The organism is Pseudomonas sp. ICMP 10191 (genome assembly GCF_001467335.1).
GTDB classification, from domain to species: Bacteria; Pseudomonadota; Gammaproteobacteria; order Pseudomonadales; family Pseudomonadaceae; genus Aquipseudomonas; species Aquipseudomonas cerasi.
Map to the genome: position 1 here is coordinate 1 of NZ_LKGW01000117.1, position 16,735 is coordinate 16,735.

The 16,735-nt window shown below is 59.0% G+C and carries 14 protein-coding genes and 4 tRNA genes; 4 read left to right on the top strand and 14 right to left on the bottom strand.

Translation table 11 applies throughout. The annotated features are described in order from the left end of the window. Nucleotides 1-25 precede the first annotated feature (25 nt). The 7 genes from AO388_RS16885 to rluD form a co-directional block, all read right to left on the bottom strand. Nucleotides 26-102: transfer RNA gene (locus AO388_RS16885), tRNA-Pro, on the bottom strand. Between the two features lie 97 nt (nucleotides 103-199). Further along, a tRNA-Lys gene (locus tag AO388_RS16890) sits at nucleotides 200-275 on the bottom strand. Between the two features lie 5 nt (nucleotides 276-280). Then, nucleotides 281-357, bottom strand: a tRNA-Pro gene (locus AO388_RS16895). A gap of 29 nt (nucleotides 358-386) precedes the next feature. After that, nucleotides 387-462: transfer RNA gene (locus tag AO388_RS16900), tRNA-Asn, on the bottom strand. 294 nt (nucleotides 463-756) lie between these two features. Then, nucleotides 757-3,321 (bottom strand): ATP-dependent chaperone ClpB, encoded by a 2,565-nt coding sequence (gene clpB, locus AO388_RS16905; RefSeq protein WP_044310104.1) that lies wholly within the window; start codon nucleotides 3,319-3,321, stop codon nucleotides 757-759. Between the two features lie 171 nt (nucleotides 3,322-3,492). After that, nucleotides 3,493-4,221 carry a peptidoglycan editing factor PgeF gene (pgeF, locus tag AO388_RS16910; protein WP_058416782.1) on the bottom strand — a complete coding sequence of 243 codons (729 nt, stop codon included), beginning with the start codon at nucleotides 4,219-4,221 and terminating at the stop codon, nucleotides 3,493-3,495. Continuing rightward, the gene (gene rluD / locus AO388_RS16915) at nucleotides 4,218-5,180 is read right to left on the bottom strand and encodes a 23S rRNA pseudouridine(1911/1915/1917) synthase RluD (RefSeq protein ID WP_002551999.1); all 963 of its coding nucleotides are present in this window, start codon (nucleotides 5,178-5,180) and stop codon (nucleotides 4,218-4,220) included. Before rluD ends, pgeF begins: the two co-directional genes overlap by 4 nt. A 149-nt stretch (nucleotides 5,181-5,329) precedes the next feature. Between rluD and AO388_RS16920 the strand changes: the two genes are divergently transcribed. The 4 genes from AO388_RS16920 to AO388_RS16935 all read left to right on the top strand — a co-directional run bounded on the left by AO388_RS16920 (nucleotide 5,330) and on the right by AO388_RS16935 (nucleotide 9,633). Then, complete coding sequence (locus AO388_RS16920) at nucleotides 5,330-6,352, top strand: outer membrane protein assembly factor BamD (RefSeq protein WP_003371138.1); 1,023 nt, start codon at nucleotides 5,330-5,332, stop codon at nucleotides 6,350-6,352. A gap of 119 nt (nucleotides 6,353-6,471) precedes the next feature. Continuing rightward, nucleotides 6,472-6,711 carry a PP0621 family protein gene (locus AO388_RS16925; protein ID WP_032609810.1) on the top strand — a complete coding sequence of 80 codons (240 nt, stop codon included), beginning with the start codon at nucleotides 6,472-6,474 and terminating at the stop codon, nucleotides 6,709-6,711. After that, nucleotides 6,701-8,293: a sensor histidine kinase gene (locus AO388_RS16930; protein ID WP_003435661.1), complete on the top strand. Its 1,593-nt coding sequence runs from the start codon at nucleotides 6,701-6,703 to the stop codon at nucleotides 8,291-8,293. The genes AO388_RS16925 and AO388_RS16930 overlap by 11 nt, the downstream gene beginning before the upstream one ends. A gap of 2 nt (nucleotides 8,294-8,295) precedes the next feature. Next, the gene (locus AO388_RS16935; RefSeq protein ID WP_003371131.1) at nucleotides 8,296-9,633 is read left to right on the top strand and encodes a sigma-54-dependent transcriptional regulator; all 1,338 of its coding nucleotides are present in this window, start codon (nucleotides 8,296-8,298) and stop codon (nucleotides 9,631-9,633) included. A 128-nt stretch (nucleotides 9,634-9,761) separates the two neighbouring features. Here AO388_RS16935 and thiO read toward each other — a convergent pair whose 3' ends face one another. Genes thiO through AO388_RS16970 form a run of 7 tightly spaced genes read right to left on the bottom strand, consistent with a single transcriptional unit; the run spans nucleotide 9,762 to nucleotide 16,683 of the window. Continuing rightward, nucleotides 9,762-10,865, bottom strand: coding sequence for a glycine oxidase ThiO (thiO, locus tag AO388_RS16940; RefSeq protein ID WP_003371129.1), 1,104 nt, complete (start codon nucleotides 10,863-10,865; stop codon nucleotides 9,762-9,764). A gap of 25 nt (nucleotides 10,866-10,890) precedes the next feature. Continuing rightward, entirely contained in the window at nucleotides 10,891-11,292 is a 402-nt protein-coding gene (locus AO388_RS16945; RefSeq protein ID WP_044310108.1) for a type IV pilin protein, read from the bottom strand. An 11-nt stretch (nucleotides 11,293-11,303) separates the two neighbouring features. Continuing rightward, nucleotides 11,304-14,501 (bottom strand): pilus assembly protein, encoded by a 3,198-nt coding sequence (locus tag AO388_RS16950; RefSeq protein WP_003435656.1) that lies wholly within the window; start codon nucleotides 14,499-14,501, stop codon nucleotides 11,304-11,306. Continuing rightward, nucleotides 14,488-14,979, bottom strand: coding sequence for a pilus assembly PilX family protein (locus AO388_RS16955; protein ID WP_003371123.1), 492 nt, complete (start codon nucleotides 14,977-14,979; stop codon nucleotides 14,488-14,490). Before AO388_RS16955 ends, AO388_RS16950 begins: the two co-directional genes overlap by 14 nt. Nucleotides 14,980-14,990: 11 nt before the next feature. Continuing rightward, the gene (locus tag AO388_RS16960; protein WP_058416783.1) at nucleotides 14,991-15,698 is read right to left on the bottom strand and encodes a PilW family protein; all 708 of its coding nucleotides are present in this window, start codon (nucleotides 15,696-15,698) and stop codon (nucleotides 14,991-14,993) included. Next, nucleotides 15,695-16,210 carry a type IV pilus modification protein PilV gene (gene pilV / locus AO388_RS16965; RefSeq protein ID WP_044310111.1) on the bottom strand — a complete coding sequence of 172 codons (516 nt, stop codon included), beginning with the start codon at nucleotides 16,208-16,210 and terminating at the stop codon, nucleotides 15,695-15,697. Before pilV ends, AO388_RS16960 begins: the two co-directional genes overlap by 4 nt. Next, a complete protein-coding gene (locus AO388_RS16970) occupies nucleotides 16,210-16,683 on the bottom strand; it encodes a GspH/FimT family pseudopilin (RefSeq protein ID WP_058416784.1) in 474 nt (157 codons plus the stop codon). The genes pilV and AO388_RS16970 overlap by 1 nt, the downstream gene beginning before the upstream one ends. Nucleotides 16,684-16,735 lie beyond the last annotated feature (52 nt).

A 16,735-nucleotide genomic window follows, 5' to 3' on the forward strand; every position in this document is an offset into this window, starting at 1 on the left:
CAACCCTGATACAGCTGGGCGAAAATGGTCGGGGTAAGGGGATTCGAACTCCTGACATCCTGCTCCCAAAGCAGGCGCGCTACCGGACTGCGCTATACCCCGATGATGCTAAAAAACACCTCCGAGGAGGCGTTTTCTATTTGGGTGACGCTTGTGGCGTCACTCCCTAAGATCCAGCCAGATACAAACTGACCAAAAATGGTGGGTCGTGTGGGATTCGAACCTACGACCAATTGGTTAAAAGCCAACTGCTCTACCAACTGAGCTAACGACCCAAATATGGTCGGGGTAAGGGGATTCGAACTCCTGACATCCTGCTCCCAAAGCAGGCGCGCTACCGGACTGCGCTATACCCCGACTGAAACTGCATTGAACCTTGCGAAATCTGGCTCCACGACCTGGACTCGAACCAGGGACCCAGTGATTAACAGTCACTTGCTCTACCAACTGAGCTATCGCGGAACTATCGATTTCAGATTCAACTTTACAACCTGTCGCCTTGAAATCAGCTTGCTGTTAACTCGTTGATCTCAATCTCATCGACCTTTCCGCTTCGTTTGTATCGTTGCGTTCACGTCTCTGAGGCGCGCTATTCTACAATTTTAAAAACACCTGTCAACCCTATAAATTGCTTTTTAAGACAATGATTTGCGATTTTTTTTCAGATCGCCTCTCGGGCCTGATTCTACTGCTGACCACGCCTCAAAAAAAGGCCCTCGGTTCGAGGGCCCTTCTATAGAGCGTTGACGAGCGCTGTCAGACAAACGTGATCTCGTCGTCGACCACCTTGCCGGTGATGGTCGTACCGGGCATGAAGCTGCCCGAGAGGATCATCTGCGCCAGCGGGTTCTCGATCCAGCGCTGAATCGCCCGCTTCAGCGGCCGTGCGCCATAGACCGGGTCGTAACCAACGGCGATCAGCTTGTCCAGCGCCTCGGGGCTCAGGGTCATCGACAGCTCGCGCTCGGCCAGACGCTTGCGCAGGCGGCCCAGCTGGATGTCGGTGATACCGGCGATCTGGTCACGCGCCAGCGGTTCGAAGATCACCACTTCGTCGATCCGGTTAACGAACTCCGGACGGAAGTGCGTACCGACTGCGTCCATCACTGCAGCACGCTGCGCCTCACGGTCACCGACCAGCTCCTGGATCTGCGCAGAGCCCAGGTTGGAAGTCATGACGATCACGGTATTGCGGAAGTCCACCGTGCGCCCGTGGCTGTCCGTCAGGCGTCCGTCTTCAAGCACCTGCAAGAGGATGTTGAACACATCGGAATGCGCCTTCTCGACCTCATCGAGCAGAATCAGCGAATACGGTTTGCGACGCACGGCTTCGGTCAGGTAGCCGCCCTCTTCGTAACCAACATAGCCTGGCGGCGCACCGATCAGGCGAGCCACGGAATGTTTCTCCATGAACTCGGACATGTCGATACGCACCATCGCCTCTTCGGTGTCGAACAGGAATTCGGCCAGCGCCTTGCACAGTTCGGTCTTGCCCACGCCGGTCGGGCCGAGGAACATGAAGGATCCGCTCGGACGGTTAGGGTCGGAAAGCCCGGCACGCGAACGACGCACGGCATTGGAGACGGCGACCACCGCTTCTTCCTGGCCGATCACCCGGTTGTGCAGCAGGGTTTCCATGCGCAACAGCTTCTCGCGCTCGCCTTCGAGCATCTTCGACACCGGGATACCGGTCCACTTCGACACGACCTCGGCAATTTCTTCCTCGGTCACCTTGCTGCGCAGCAACTGGTTTTCCGGCTTGCCGTGCTGGTCGACCATTTGCAGGCTGCGCTCCAGGTCGGGAATGATCCCGTACTGCAACTCGGCCATGCGGTTCAGATCGCCCCGGCGGCGAGCGGCTTCCAGCTCCTGGCGAGACTGTTCGATTTTCTGCTGGATCTGTGCCGAGCCGGTGACCTCGGCTTTTTCCGAGGTCCAGATTTCTTCAAGGTCCGCGTACTCAAGCTCAAGACGCTGGATTTCACCCTGAAGTTTTTCCAGGCGCTTGATCGCCGCCTCGTCTTTTTCCTTTTTGAGGGCCTGAGCCTCTACTTTCAGCTGGATCAGGCGACGCTCAAGGCGGTCGAGCACTTCAGGCTTGGAGTCGATCTCCATGCGAATGCGGCTGGCCGCTTCGTCGATCAGGTCGATGGCCTTGTCCGGCAACTGGCGGTCGGTGATATAGCGATGGCTCAGCTTGGCCGCTGCGATGATCGCGCCGTCAGTGATGGCGACCTTGTGGTGCACTTCGTAGCGCTCCTTCAGGCCACGCAGGATCGCAATGGTGTCTTCTTCGCTTGGCTCGTCGACCAGGACTTTCTGGAATCGACGCTCAAGCGCCGCATCCTTCTCTATATATTGGCGGTACTCGTTGAGCGTGGTGGCGCCGACACAATGCAGCTCGCCGCGCGCCAGTGCAGGTTTGAGCATGTTGCCAGCGTCCATCGAGCCTTCGCCCTTGCCCGCGCCGACCATGGTGTGCAGCTCGTCGATGAACAGGATGATCTGGCCTTCCTGCTTGGACAGTTCGTTGAGCAGCGATTTGAGGCGCTCCTCGAACTCGCCACGGTACTTGGCACCGGCGATCAGCGCGCCCATGTCCAGCGACAGCAAGCGCTTGCCGCGCAGGCCATCGGGCACTTCACCATTGATGATGCGCTGCGCCAGGCCCTCGGCAATGGCGGTCTTGCCCACGCCTGGTTCGCCGATCAGCACCGGGTTGTTCTTGGTGCGGCGCTGCAGGACCTGAATGGTGCGACGAATCTCGTCATCACGACCGATCACCGGGTCGAGCTTGCCCTCTTCGGCACGCTTGGTCAGGTCAACGGTGTACTTGTCCAGCGCCTGACGCGACTCTTCGACGTTCGGGTCATTCACGGCACCTTCGCCGCGCAGGTTGTTGATGGCGTTTTCCAGAGCTTTCTTGCTGACGCCCTGCCCCAGCAACAATTTGCCGAGCTTGCTGTTCTCGTCCATTGCCGCGAGCAGCACCAGCTCGCTGGAAATGAACTGGTCGCCTTTCTGCTGCGCCAGACGGTCAGCCTGATTGAGCAGGCGCGCCAGATCCTGCGACATGTTGACGTCGCCGGTCGGGTTCTGGATTTTTGGCAACCGATCCAGCTCTGCACTCAGTTCCTTGCGCAGGCTGTTGATGTCGAAGCCTACCTGCAACAGCAAAGGCTTGATGGAACCGCCCTGCTGCTCAAGCAGCGCCTGCATCAAGTGCGCAGGTTCGATGGCGGGATGGTCGAGGCCAACGGCCAGCGACTGGGAATCGGATAACGCTAACTGTAATTTACTGGTCAATCTGTCGATACGCATTAGTCACCTTCCTTTAATGCAGGCCGGAGCAATGAACACACCTATAAAGAAAACCTGCTGAATAGCCAGTTAGATGCGGACGATTCTGCGCGTTTCAAGCGGGCCGGGGTTGATACAGATCAGACGAGTGTTCAGGCAAGTCTAGCTGGAATGTGCAAAACAGCCCGGCAATCAGGCGTGTTCGATCCAGATCAGCGAAGCGAAGCGGCCAGTGCGCGCGGCACGCCTGTAGGAAAAGAAGCGCGGGTCGGTGAAGGTATCCAGCCCGCCGCCATACACGGCAGAGACACCTTGGGCTGCCAGTCTTAACCGGGCGAGCGCGTAGATGTCGGCCATGAAACGATCAGGATTCGAACTGGCGACAAACGCAGCGGCTGTCTGCGGGTGGCTGGCGGTAAAGGCCTCGCGCACCTCGGGACCGACTTCGAACGACGGTTGACCGATGGCCGGCCCCAGCCAGACCATGATGTCTTCGGGAGCACTCTGCAGGCTGTCGGCCGTCGCTTCCAGCACCCCGGCCGCCAGCCCGCGCCAGCCGGCATGCGCGGCAGCCACACGCGTACCGTCACGACGACAGAACAGCGCGGGCAGGCAGTCGGCGGTCATGATGGTGCAGGCCATGCCAGGCGTGCTCGTCCAGCTGGCATCGGCCTCGACGACACGGGATGGATCGGCAGGTACAACGTTTACGCCATGCACCTGCTTCAACCAGGCGGGCTGAGCCTTGAGACTGGCGGTCAGGCGCTGGCGATTGCTCGCCACGGCCTGCGGGCTGTCATCGACGTGCTCGCCCAGATTGAAGCTGTCGAACGGGGCCAGGCTGCCCCCACCCGAGCGAGTGGTAACGCAGGACTTGATCTGTGCTGGCGCAGGCCAGTCAGGTATCAGCCAGTCATTCACCCGATGAACGCCTCGCGATCCTGCTTGAGCAGGGACAGCAACCAGACGAAATCGTCCGGCAACGGCGATTCCCAGCTCATGCGCTTACCGGTGGTCGGATGATCCAGCTCCAGGAAGCGGGCATGCAACGCCTGCCGCGGGAAGGTCTTGAGCGAATCGACCATGGTCAGGCTGGCCGCTGGCGGAATACGGAAACGACCGCCATAGGCAGGGTCGCCGACCAACGGATAGTTGATATGCGCCATGTGCACGCGAATCTGGTGGGTACGCCCGGTTTCCAGCTTGACCCGTACATGAGTGTGCGAACGGAAGCGCTCCAGCACGCGGTAATGACTGACCGCCTGCTTGCCGCCTTCCATCACCGCCATGCGCTGGCGCTGCTGACCGTGACGGCCGATGGGCGCGTCGATCTTGCCGCCTGCGGTCACCACGCCGATCACGATGCACTCGTAGATACGGCTGACACTGCGACTCTGCAACTGGGTAACCAGCTGTGTCTGCGCCTGAATGGTCTTGGCGACCACCATCAGGCCGGTGGTGTCCTTGTCCAGACGGTGCACGATGCCGGCACGCGGAACATTGATGATGTCCGGTACATGGTGCAGCAGGGCGTTGAGCAGCGTGCCGTCGGCATGACCGGCAGCCGGGTGCACCACCAGCCCGGCGGGCTTGTTGATGACGAGGATCTGGTCGTCTTCATAGATGATGTCGAGCTCGATGTCCTGAGCGACCCATTCACCCTGGGCCTCCTGCTCGGCAATCAGCTCGAGAACAGCGCCACCGTGCACGATGTCGCGAGGGCGCAGAACGCCTCCGTCCACAGTCAGGCGGCCGTCCTTGATCCAGGCGGAAAGGCGCGAGCGCGAGTGCTCAGCGAATAATTGTGCGGCGACTTGATCGAGGCGTTGACCGCCCAATTCGGACGGCACCTCTGCGCGAAGTTCTATATTTTCGGACATGACCAGACTAGGTGGCGGCTAGCCTTTGGTTTCGGCAGCGCGCTTGTGGTTAAATACGGCGTCTTTTGTCCCGCCGGTATCGCGGGGCGCTCATCATAACAGGACGGCCCCGCCCAAGACAGCAGGCCGTTATAGGGACGCAAGCCGCCATGCAAGTGAAACACCTGCTGCTGATCGCCATCCTCGCATTGACTGCGGCCTGTTCGTCGAAGGAAGTCATCGACGAAAACCTCAGCGAAGTCGAGCTGTACCAGCAGGCGCAGGCCGACCTGGGAAATAACAGCTATAACAGTGCCACTGAGAAGCTCAAGGCGCTGGAATCTCGCTATCCGTTCGGTCGCTACGCCGATCAGGCTCAGCTCGAGTTGATCTACTCGAACTACAAGAATGGTGAACCCGAAGCAGCCAAATCCGCTGCCGAGCGTTTCATCCGCCTGCATCCGCAGCACCCGAACGTCGACTATGCGTATTACATGAAGGGCCTGACCTCCTTCGACCAGGACGTGGGCCTCCTGGCGCGCTTCCTGCCGCTGGACCAGACCAAGCGTGACCCGGGCGCTGCGCGTGACTCGTTCAACGAATTCGCCCAGTTGACCAGCCGCTTTCCGAACAGTCGCTATGCGCCTGACGCCAAGCAACGCATGATTTACCTGCGCAACCTGCTGGCGTCCTATGAAATCCACGTAGCCGACTACTACCTGACCCGTCAGGCCTATGTCGCCGCCGCCAACCGTGGCCGCTACGTAGTGGAAAACTTCCAGGAGACGCCTTCGGTCGGCGACGGTCTGGCGGTGATGGTCGAGTCCTATCAGCGTCTGCACCTTGACGACCTGGCTGCCACCAGCCTGGAAGTGCTGAAGACCAACTACCCGAACCACCCGCAACTGGCTGACGGCAAGTTCACCCCGCGTGAAGCCGAGGCCGATAACCGCTCATGGCTGTCGAAAGCGACCCTTGGCCTGATCGACGGCAGCGCTCCACTGCCACCGGGCCAGACCCGCGCCGATCAGGACATGAAGAAGCAGTACCAGGACGCCAAGGATTCCATTCCGAAAGAACTGCTGCCGGAGAATCAGGCCGAGCTGGACGAACAGGCGGAAAAAGACGCCGAAGCGAAAGGCACCAAGAGCCGTTCGTGGTTCAGCTACATGACCCTGGGTCTGTTCGACTGATCCTGAGTGCATAAAAAAAGAGGCCTTCGGGCCTCTTTTTTTGTGCATCAATTTTGCCCCTGTGCGCCCGCTCGCGGCTTGGCTACACTGCGCCATCGTCAATCACTAAGCTGGTAGTCATGGTTCGCTTACTTATGTGGGTCGCGTTGATCGCGGCGTTGGTCTGGTTCGTCAAGCGTCTGATCAATCCCCCCAAGCCGAAATCCCGCGCCGAGCCGCCTGAACTGGCCTCGACACCCATGGTGCGATGCGCGCAGTGTGGCGTTCATCTGCCGCAGGATCGTGCGCTGAGTCAGGCACAGCAATGGTATTGCAGCGAGGCACACCGGCTGCAGGGCCCCGCGGCACGTGACCGCTGACTCACCGTCCCTTGTCAGCCCGCAGGCGCAGCGGATTCTGCGGCTGTACCACCTCTATCGACTGACCATCGGCGTCGTACTGGTCCTGTTGATTTCCAGCAGCCTGGAAACCGAGCTGCTGCAACTGGCCAACCCGAACCTGTTCCGCTCGGGCTGCTGGTTGTATCTGGTGTTCAACATTCTGGTCGTCGTGCTGCTGGAACGCCCCAGCCGTCAGGCACAGTTTTTCGGCCTGGCGATGACCGACGCGATCATGCTCTCCGCGCTGTTCTACGCCGCCGGCGGGCCCTCCAGCGGTATCGGCAACCTGTTGATTGCCTCGGTAGCGATCAGCAATGTGTTGCTGCGCGGCCGTATCGGCTTGTTGATCGCTGCGGTTTCGGCCATCGGCATCATCTACCTGACGTTCTACATCAGCTTCGGCACACCTTCGGTTTCCAACGACTACGTGCAGGCTGGCTCGCTGGGCGCCTTGTGCTTCGCCGCCGCCCTGCTGGTGCAGGCGCTGACAGCGCGCATGCAGGTCAGCGAGGTACTGGCCGAGCAGCGCGCGGCGGATGTCGACAGCCTGGAGGCACTCAACGCACTCATTCTGCAACGCATGCGTACCGGCATTCTGGTGCTGGATGCCAACCATCAGGTGCTGCTGGCCAATCAGGGGGCCTTACACCTGCTGGGCCAGGAACAACTGGTCGGCCAGCTCATCGACACCTGCTCGCCACAACTGGTCGAACGCCTGCGCCAGTGGCTCGTCAATCCGATCATGGTGCCGCGCAGCATCACCACCGCCCCCGTGGGGCTGGTACTGCAACCGAGCTTCGCCACACTCAACCGTGGAGATCAGCGTCAGACGCTGGTTTTTCTCGAAGACCTGTCGCAGATTGCCCATCAGGCGCAGCAGCTCAAGCTTGCCGCACTGGGACGCCTGACCGCCGGGATTGCCCACGAAATACGCAACCCGCTGGGTGCCGTCAGTCATGCGGCGCAGTTGCTTAATGAATCGGAAGAGCTCAGTGCAGCGGATCGACGCCTGGGGCAGATCATTCATGAGCAGTCGGGACGCATTGATCGGGTCATCGAAAATGTCCTGCAATTGTCGCGCAGACGCGAAGCGCAACCCGAACTGCTCGACCTGAAAACCTGGCTGGAACACTTTGTTGCTGAATTTCGCAGTTCCGCTGCGCCCAATCAGTCGATTCATGTCGACATAAGCCCCGGCACGCTGACAACCCGCATGGATTCTGGACAACTGACGCAAATCATGACCAACCTGTTGCAGAACGGCCTGCGCTACAGCGGCAAAAATCATCCATCAGCACAGGTCTGGCTGAAACTGCACAATGACCCCAGAAGCGAGCTGCCTACGCTGGAAGTGCTGGACGACGGGCCGGGGGTCAGCGAGCAACACCTGAGCAAGATCTTCGAACCGTTTTTCACCACAGAGAGCAAAGGCACCGGCCTTGGTCTATATCTGTCACGTGAACTGTGCGAAAGCAATCAGGCGCACCTGGAATATGCGCCCCGCCCCACAGGTGGCAGTTGCCTGCGCATTACCTTCGCCCACCCGTTCAAGACGAGCTGAGCATGAGCCAACGGCAAAAAATCCTGATAGTCGATGATGAGCCGGATATTCGCGAACTCCTGGAGATCACGCTGGGGCGCATGAAACTCGACACCCGCAGTGCCCGTAACGTCGCCGAAGCGCACGACTGGCTGGCCCGCGAACCGTTCGACATGTGCCTGACCGACATGCGTTTGCCTGACGGTAATGGCCTTGAGCTGGTGCAACACATACAGCACGGCTACCCCCACGTGCCGGTGGCGATGATCACTGCCCACGGCAATCTGGACACGGCGATCAACGCGCTGAAGGCCGGGGCTTTCGACTTTGTGACCAAGCCGGTCGACCTCGGCAGGTTGCGCGAGCTGGTCAATAGCGCGCTGAGCCTGCCCGGCGCACCACCCACGCGAAGCATCGACAACCGCCTGCTGGGCGACTCGCTGGCAATGCGTACCTTGCGCAATCAGATCGGCAAACTGGCCCGCAGCCAGGCGCCGATCTACATCAGCGGCGAGTCGGGCAGCGGCAAGGAGCTTGTAGCGCGTCTGATCCACGAGCAGGGTCCGCGCATCGACAAACCTTTCATACCGGTGAACTGCGGCGCCATTCCTTCCGAGCTGATGGAGAGCGAATTCTTCGGTCATCGCAAAGGCAGCTTCAGCGGTGCCCACGAAGACAAGCCCGGTCTGTTTCAGGCGGCGCACACCGGCACGCTGTTTCTCGATGAGGTCGCCGACCTGCCGCTGGCCATGCAGGTCAAACTGCTGCGCGCCATTCAGGAAAAATCCATCCGCAGCGTCGGCGGCCAGCAAGAGCAGATTGTCGACGTACGTATTCTGTGTGCCACCCACAAGAACCTGAATGCAGAGGTCGCGGCCGGTCGGTTTCGTCAGGATCTTTATTACCGATTGAACGTGATCGAAGTGCGCGTGCCCCCATTGCGCGAGCGCCGTGAGGATATCGACCAACTGGCAGCCAGCGTGCTCAAGCGCCTTGCCGGGAACGGCGCACAACCCGTCGCACGCCTGAACGCGCAGGCGCTGGAAACGCTGAAGAGCTACCGCTTCCCCGGTAACGTGCGCGAACTGGAAAACATGCTGGAGCGCGCCTACACGCTGTGCGAGAACGATGAAATCCACGCCAGCGACCTGCGCCTGACAGAGTCCGCCAGCCCTCAGGAGAGCGACGGCCCGAGCCTGGCCGACATCGACAACCTTGAAGACTACCTGGAAAGCATCGAACGCCAGCTCATCCTGCAGGCACTGGAAGAAACACGCTGGAATCGCACTGCGGCGGCAGAAAGGCTCAGTTTGTCGTTCAGGTCACTGCGCTATCGCCTGAAGAAGCTGGGCCTGGATTGAATGCGTTGCGCGGCGAAAACGTGTGACGCAGAGCGTCACGAAAGGCGTTCCCACGCGGGAGCGTGCGTAACGATAGGTGCGCGAGAGAACACCATCGTGCCCCACGCTCCGAATGACCGAGAGGATGGCTAGCCTGCCAGGCGCCCCGCAGGCGCGTAGGGTGCGGGGTCGATGATGGGCTCGCGGTCCAGCAGCAGGTCAGTGATCAACTGGCAGGACGCCGGAGCCAGCACCAGACCGTTGCGGTAATGCCCGCAGTTGAGCCACAGGCCGTCAAAACCTTCCAGCGGGCCAATGAACGGGATGCCCTCAGGCGAACCAGGGCGCAGGCCTGCCCATTGGGCGACGGGCTCGGCGTGGGCCAATGGCGGAAGCAATTCGACGGCCGACGCCTTCAAACTTTCCAATGCGGCCTGCGTGGTGGTTTTGTCGAACCCTTCATGCTCCAGGGTGCTGCCAATCAGGATATGCCCATCACGACGCGGGATCGCGTAGCGCCCTTTCGCCAGTACCATGCTCGACAGAAAGTCCGATGCACACTTGTAGAGAATCATCTGGCCTTTTACCGGCTCGACCGGCAGTTCCAGACTCAGGGTCTTGAGCAACTCGCCGCTCCACGCACCCGCCGCCAGAATCACCCGATCACCGGTGATATCCCCTGCAGACGTCTGCACACCCGAAATCCTGCTGCCTTCACGGGTAAAGCCGCTGACTTCACAGTGCTCGCGAATCTCGACATTGGGCAATGCCAGCAGGGCGGCCTTGAGCGATTTGACCAGACGGGGATTACGTACGTTGGCCACATCGGCCATGTAGATCGCCCGCGAATAGCCCTCACCCAGCACCGGCACGGCATCATTCACCGCCGAGATATCCACGCGGTTCAACGAACGTTTTTCGCGGGCAGCCCATTCAAGCGCAGACTGCTCATCATCAAGATCGAGCCAGTACAGGCCAGTCCTGTGCACTTCAGGGTCAATGCCGGTCTGTGCGAGCAAACGCTCGGCGAGGTGCGGGTAGAAGTCCTGCGACCAATGCGCCAGCGCGGTGACCGCAGTGCTGTAGCGCCACGGGTAAAGCGGCGAGACAATCCCGCCGCCTGCCCAGGAAGACTCCTGGCCAACGCCCGAACGATCCAGCAGCACGACGCTGACCTGCTCAGAGGCGAGATTGAAAGCGGTCAGCAGACCTATGACGCCACCGCCTACGATGACTACTTTCTGTTTGGACATCTTGGTCTCGTGACAAGGAAACGGTTTAGCGGCCCCAACAATCTTTGGCAGTGACGCCGCTGGTTGCGCCCGTGTTGGTACGCGCCCCGGTGTTAGTGATCACGAAACTGCCACACTTGTCGCCAGCCATCAGCGTGCCTGCGAGAGGGTCAGCTGTCAGGGTGAAGTCGGTGGCAGTTGGGGTCAGCGTTATCCTGTAGTACGTATTGCCACCAGATACTCCTTTGTAATCCGAGTAATTTCCCTTCTGCGAATAAAACCGCTCCAGCGCCTGGCTTTGCTCGGACAGCAGGCTGGCAATCGCCGACCGCTGGGTGCGCTTCACGTATTCGGTGTAACTGGGGTACGCGATGGCCGCCAGAATACCGACAATCGCCACGACGATCATGAGTTCGATCAACGTAAAGCCCCTGGATGTCACTCGCATGTCTAGTTTCCCTATTGGATTTGTCGCCACATGATGCGCTGGAAGACGTTAGCGCTACCGCCCTTCTCAGTAATCTTGGTGGGCGGGCCGCCGCTGGAGTCAATCACGTACTTGTTATCGTTGGCCCCATTGGTACCGGCAACGATAGAAGCCACTACCGGGATACCGGTACCGATACCGAGACCGCCAATGATCAAATCCGAAGAGTTGATATCGCCGTCATTGTTGGTATCCAGTACCTGGTAATTAAGCATGCTGCCAGTCGCGGCGTTCAGCTCGAACAAGCGCCCGGTCCCGGTGCTTTCGCAAGGGTCGGTAGAGTTGACGGCTGCCGTGGTGAAGATGATACGACCGCGAGAGGTTTGTGCCGGATAGATAATCCGCTCGCCGACATACGGGGCCGTGGTTGCCAACGGTAGGTACCAGCCTTTCTTGGTGCCCCAATCCACATCATTGGAAGTCGTGGTGTAATACGTATTGCCACTTCCGACTACCGTCCCGTTAATGGCCTGGGGCTGCAGATTGGCCTCAACGATGTTGCCTGAACCGTTGTCGCCATCCCAGATGGCATAGAAATCCTGCAACGAGCTGGTCTGCTTGTCCGCAGTTTCGCTGAATTTCCCGGTACCGAAATACACGATCTTGCCGTTGAGTGGATGGTCCAGCAACAAGGGCTGAACGGTAATCGACTGACTGGCTCCCTGAGGTGCAGTGAACAGGGGTGAGCCATTGAAAGCGACTTTCCAGCTGGATGCTGCGGCCCCGCTCATGTCGAACTTCCACAGGCGGCCCTTGAGATCGCCCGCATAGGCTGCTTGAACGACATTCTGCGAATTGACCCGAAGTTTCACCGAAGACAACCCGTTATCCGTTTCGCTGCCAGTGACCGGAGTCGGAATTTCGGCAATGAACTGTCCGGTGTTGGCGTTGAGTACATACAGAGACGCCCTCCCGGTAAAACTGCCGTAACCGTTGCCCACAACAACGATCCCGGTGCCATCGGCCATACGTGCTACATCCGGCTTGGAGTAGGTGTATCCAAGGTTGTTGAACTTGTTGTTGGTGTCTGAAGTGTCGGGAGCCTTGACCTCCCACAATGCCCCGATGCTGTCTGCCGAACCTTCGAAAAGCTTGATCGCAAAAAAAGCCTTGCCGCCAGCGCCCAGCCCGGAATACGCCACCGTGCGCCATACACTCCCTGCGGATGCCTGCGTATCGAAGACTGCAATCTGACCATCCACCGTGAAACGGTGAACGCCGGAACCGTAGGAAGAGGATGAAATGGTCGCCAATGAACTCAGAGACGTGGACGGCATATACGCGTATTTACGCGCACCGGAGCTGGCGTCGATCACATTGAAGAAGCCATCGTTGGCGTTGGCCAGCAGACTGGAACTCATGTTGCTGGACTTGGCAGAAAGGTACGTCGTGTAAGTGGTATCGCCGAGCAAATCAGACGCCGTCTTCTCTGTCGGCAGCCCGGCACCCAATGATGAATTGACGATATCGCCCAAGAGCGTGGCACGAGTACGAAGCTTGGCATTGGCCGTGCCTTTGGCCCAGGCAATAACCTCCGCGCCGGTCACTCCGCTCGGCAGCGTAGCGGTAAAGGCATCGCGTTGCGCCTGCGTGAAATTCAGAAAATCCAGGGTGATTTTCGTCGGTGTCGCCGCTGTGCTCCATGACTCGAACACAGGCGCCTTGGTGCTGCTGGTGATCGTGGTATCGGTGGTCCAGACAGGGGCGCTCAGCGCTCCTGTCGTAGCGTCCAGATTGTAAGCCTTGATCGTGCCATGCCAGTCCGTCGGGTCATAAAGCGTCTGGTAGAAGCGGCTGCCCGCCTGAAGGGTAGACGAGTTTGCCACGCCACCGCCGCCCGAACCGGCCTTGGCATAGATATCGCTCAATGCGAGGTTCAAGGCGTTGTTCAAACCGGCGCTGTCATTGGTCTGGAAATACTTGCCGTGCCCATGGTTATTGTCAGCAGCGTCTATCAGCATCTGGTTGGCGGCTGTGAAACCAATGGTGTAGGTAGTCATGTTCTGTTGAGAGAAGCCGTCTGTGTCCCAACTTTTCTTGGTCAGGTCAGTGGCAGGTGTACTGCTCGCTCTTCGCATGTCGATGTCATACGCGAACTTGGCGAGGTCGTCCAGATAAAGCGTATCGCCCTCACCATCACCATTAAGATTGGCCCCGTCATTGGCCGCATTCAAGTCCCAATTGGGCAGTGAGCGTGAGGTATTGAGTACATCCTCCGGATCGTTGGTCGGGAACGTCCGATCGTATGTCGGCAAGCCGTCAGTGATCACCACGCCAAAGTTTTTCTGGCACCGGTACTGTATAGGGCTGGTGTAGGTCGTCGGTGCCCCGCTATAACCGTAATACGGGGTCATGCCCCGAAAGTAGCGGGTTATCTCATAATACGTTTCGGCCAACGGCGTATTGGAGTCGCCTCGCAGTGCATTGATGGCCGCATTGAGGGCAGTGACATTATCGTTTGCATCAGCCTGGCTGACACCGCCGTTGTTGTAAGGGTTACTGGCGACAGGGGACAGGTCTGCAACAGGTCTGGAAATCTTCCCTCCACGCCCGGGATCAGCGTTGGTCGGCGGGTTGAACCCGGCCAGACCGATTCTCAGGGATTTGTTGTTGGCAACGAGGTTCAATGAAACGTTGCGCGCGACATTGATACGGTAATCGTTGGGAATGATGTTATTGACGGTGAAGTCTTTGGTAGTTGTGTTGGCGGCCCGCGTCAGGTCAACCAGATAAGAGAGGTAATCTGCAGTGTAGCGAGTGGTGCTCTCGTTGCCGGCCGGATCGGGCAACTTCAGGCAGTAACCCACGTTGTCACGCGCAACGTAGGTGTAATCGCTTCTGCACGTGTAAGGCCCGGCAGAGTCCAGCGAGAGCGTGTCGTCGCCCTGAATGGAGACGCCTCTGCAGTTAAAAAGACCGCATGACCCAGGCTGCGCATAGATAATCGAGGGACGATTGGTCACCGTCGGATCAAAGCCGGCGGCCCAGATGATGTTGTACATACTCCCGGAGTTATCCACCAGTAGCATCAGGTTAGGCGGCACGGCCGACGCACTGAGCAACGGTACTTGTGCTGGCGTAAACGCATACACGGGCGTAAGGGCATAAAAAGCCAAAAGCGCACCGCCGAGATACTTCAGGCTGCGACGGAGTTTCTCAGCAATTGGCATAAATACTCTCCAGCACCGTGCGCGACGTGCCTTGAATAGCGACTGATGTCACGCGATAGAGCGTTACTGTCCCGGTACAGATCGGTGGCCGATTCACAGGTGTCGCAGTGGTCCCCAGATTCTGTACACCGTAAAAGCCACCACCTGCTGCCAGCCAGCTCACCCCGGACGCCCCCACTCCCGCGGCGGTCAGCGTGGTTGATTCAGCGGGTGGGGCGCAGTTTGTACACTTGGCCAGCGTGTATCCGGCCACCTTGATCGAAGACTCTCCCAGCCTTAATGCCGCTTCGGCCTTCTGGAAGGATTGATTGCGCAGGGTGACGCTTCCCGCCATCTTTTCCTGCAGCGTGGCGTTCTGCATGGAAGAGATACCCAGCAGAGTGAGCAGCAGCAGAAACACCAGACTGACCAGCAACACCATACCGCCCTGCCGTGCAGGGAAAGCCTGTATCGATTTGAATCGCACGATCCTGTTCATGCCCGGCCCGTTCAAAAGCGATTACGCAAGTAAGCGACAACGTTGTACTGCTGAGGCTTGACGATGCCGTTCTGCCCATCCTGCAGCGTCAGGCTGATACGCACACTGCGCACAGCGTCGGCGTTGGCCTTGGTAACAGCCGTGGTATAGGACATCGGGTTACCCGTCATGCCGAAAGAAACACTGAAGTCCGCGACGTTCTGCAACAGCGGCTGCGGAGTGCCATCCGTGCCATATTTTATGGTCAAGTCTGTTCCGCTGAGCGTGTAGACCAACTGCCGCAACGGAAAGGCCGTCTGCCCCGCATCTGGCGCACGAGTACTGGCGTAAATCTGCGTCTTGGACTGACAGTCTGAAACGATGGTCCAGGTGGGCGTACTGCCTGTGGTCCCCACGTCGGCAGTCACCAGCGTCAGCGTCCTGCTCGGATTATCCCAGAGAATTGGAGTATCCAGTGCGATCGGCCACGGGATAGCAGGAGATACAGGCGTGTAGTTTTTGAAGCTCAGGCAGCCATACATGCCGGTCATCCTGATTTCCTGAATCAGTTTGCTCAGCAGGAAACGCGCATCCTCCTGCATCCGCGCTGCGGCATTCTGGCTCTGGTAGGTGCCTCTGGCAGCCGTGAATATTTGCACGATACCCAGGCTGACCACCAGCCCCAGGACCAGCGCCACCATGATTTCGACCAGACCGAAGCCTCTGGAAAGCTTTCTCATGGGTTGACCCCGATCCGCGAGGTCAGCGTAAAACTCCGGTTGCTCGGGCTGCCGGTCGTGTTCCCGGTTGCCTGATTGCTCGATCCCGCAGCCCTTGTGTCGCTCCAGCCGATGTTAATGGTCACTTCAGGAGCTCCGGTGATATCAATGCTGCCGGTACCGCTCGAGCCTGCAAAGTTGATGATGTTGCCTCTGAAATCAGAGAGATCCTGCGCTCTGGCATCGTTCGGATTGGCCGCTGGCGCCGCATCCAGATTCGCCAAGGCATAAGTCGCCAGTACATTGGTCGACCCATTGGCACTGGCATTACCATCAACATTGGCACGGATGCGGTCCATCATGTCGTAAGCAACGAAGCTCGCCTGACTGCTCATGGTCGCGCTGTCGGTGTACTTGAGCGCGTTGAGCTGAATGGCCGCGGCGCCCAGTAGGCCGATGGCCAGAATCAATACCGAGACCAGTACCTCGATCAAGGTCATACCGGTCTGGCGATATCGGGTTTCACCAGCCATTAGCAGCCTCCACCCAAGGTTATACGACCGGTCAGACAGACCTTTATGGTTTTGCTAATGGTGCCTCGGGTGTAAGTCATGGTCACCGCCGCAGCCGGGGCAATGAGCGCGCCCAGGTTGTTGAAATCAATTGCTGTGGCATTGTTATCGGCCACCAGCGTGGCGCCGCTGCTCATGGCCGCTACTTTTCGCAGCGCAGTGGGCGTCGTCTGAGTATCGGAAACCAGATACACCTGCAATTCATTAGTCCACGCCGTCCCGCTGGTCGGCGCTATACGCACCGCCACTCCCCTGTTTATCGCCTCGAGTCGCGCATAGTTGAGCGCCCGCTGCAAATCGCTGAGTTCGGTATCGGCCTTGTTGCTCTGGATGGAGCTGGTGAAATTCGGGATAGCGATAGACGCCAGGATGCCCACCAGGGACACAGTGACTAACAATTCGATGAGGCTGAATCCCTTGGCTATATGACGCATTGAGTGTCTCCTAGACGTTACGACTATAAGGCAGCAACGCCGCTGGAAAATC

Excerpts from the sequence above, each read along its gene's own strand:
- clpB (WP_044310104.1), bottom strand. The coding sequence starts at position 3,321 with ATGCGTATCGACAGATTGACCAGTAAATTACAGTTAGCGTTATCCGAT.
- thiO (WP_003371129.1), bottom strand. The coding sequence starts at position 10,865 with ATGTCCAAACAGAAAGTAGTCATCGTAGGCGGTGGCGTCATAGGTCTG.
- AO388_RS16960 (WP_058416783.1), bottom strand. The coding sequence starts at position 15,698 with ATGAGAAAGCTTTCCAGAGGCTTCGGTCTGGTCGAAATCATGGTGGCG.
- AO388_RS16950 (WP_003435656.1), bottom strand. The coding sequence starts at position 14,501 with ATGCCAATTGCTGAGAAACTCCGTCGCAGCCTGAAGTATCTCGGCGGT.
- AO388_RS16935 (WP_003371131.1), top strand. The coding sequence starts at position 8,296 with ATGAGCCAACGGCAAAAAATCCTGATAGTCGATGATGAGCCGGATATT.
- AO388_RS16920 (WP_003371138.1), top strand. The coding sequence starts at position 5,330 with ATGCAAGTGAAACACCTGCTGCTGATCGCCATCCTCGCATTGACTGCG.
- rluD (WP_002551999.1), bottom strand. The coding sequence starts at position 5,180 with ATGTCCGAAAATATAGAACTTCGCGCAGAGGTGCCGTCCGAATTGGGC.
- AO388_RS16925 (WP_032609810.1), top strand. The coding sequence starts at position 6,472 with ATGGTTCGCTTACTTATGTGGGTCGCGTTGATCGCGGCGTTGGTCTGG.
- pilV (WP_044310111.1), bottom strand. The coding sequence starts at position 16,210 with ATGGCTGGTGAAACCCGATATCGCCAGACCGGTATGACCTTGATCGAG.
- AO388_RS16970 (WP_058416784.1), bottom strand. The coding sequence starts at position 16,683 with ATGCGTCATATAGCCAAGGGATTCAGCCTCATCGAATTGTTAGTCACT.
- AO388_RS16945 (WP_044310108.1), bottom strand. The coding sequence starts at position 11,292 with ATGCGAGTGACATCCAGGGGCTTTACGTTGATCGAACTCATGATCGTC.
- AO388_RS16955 (WP_003371123.1), bottom strand. The coding sequence starts at position 14,979 with ATGAACAGGATCGTGCGATTCAAATCGATACAGGCTTTCCCTGCACGG.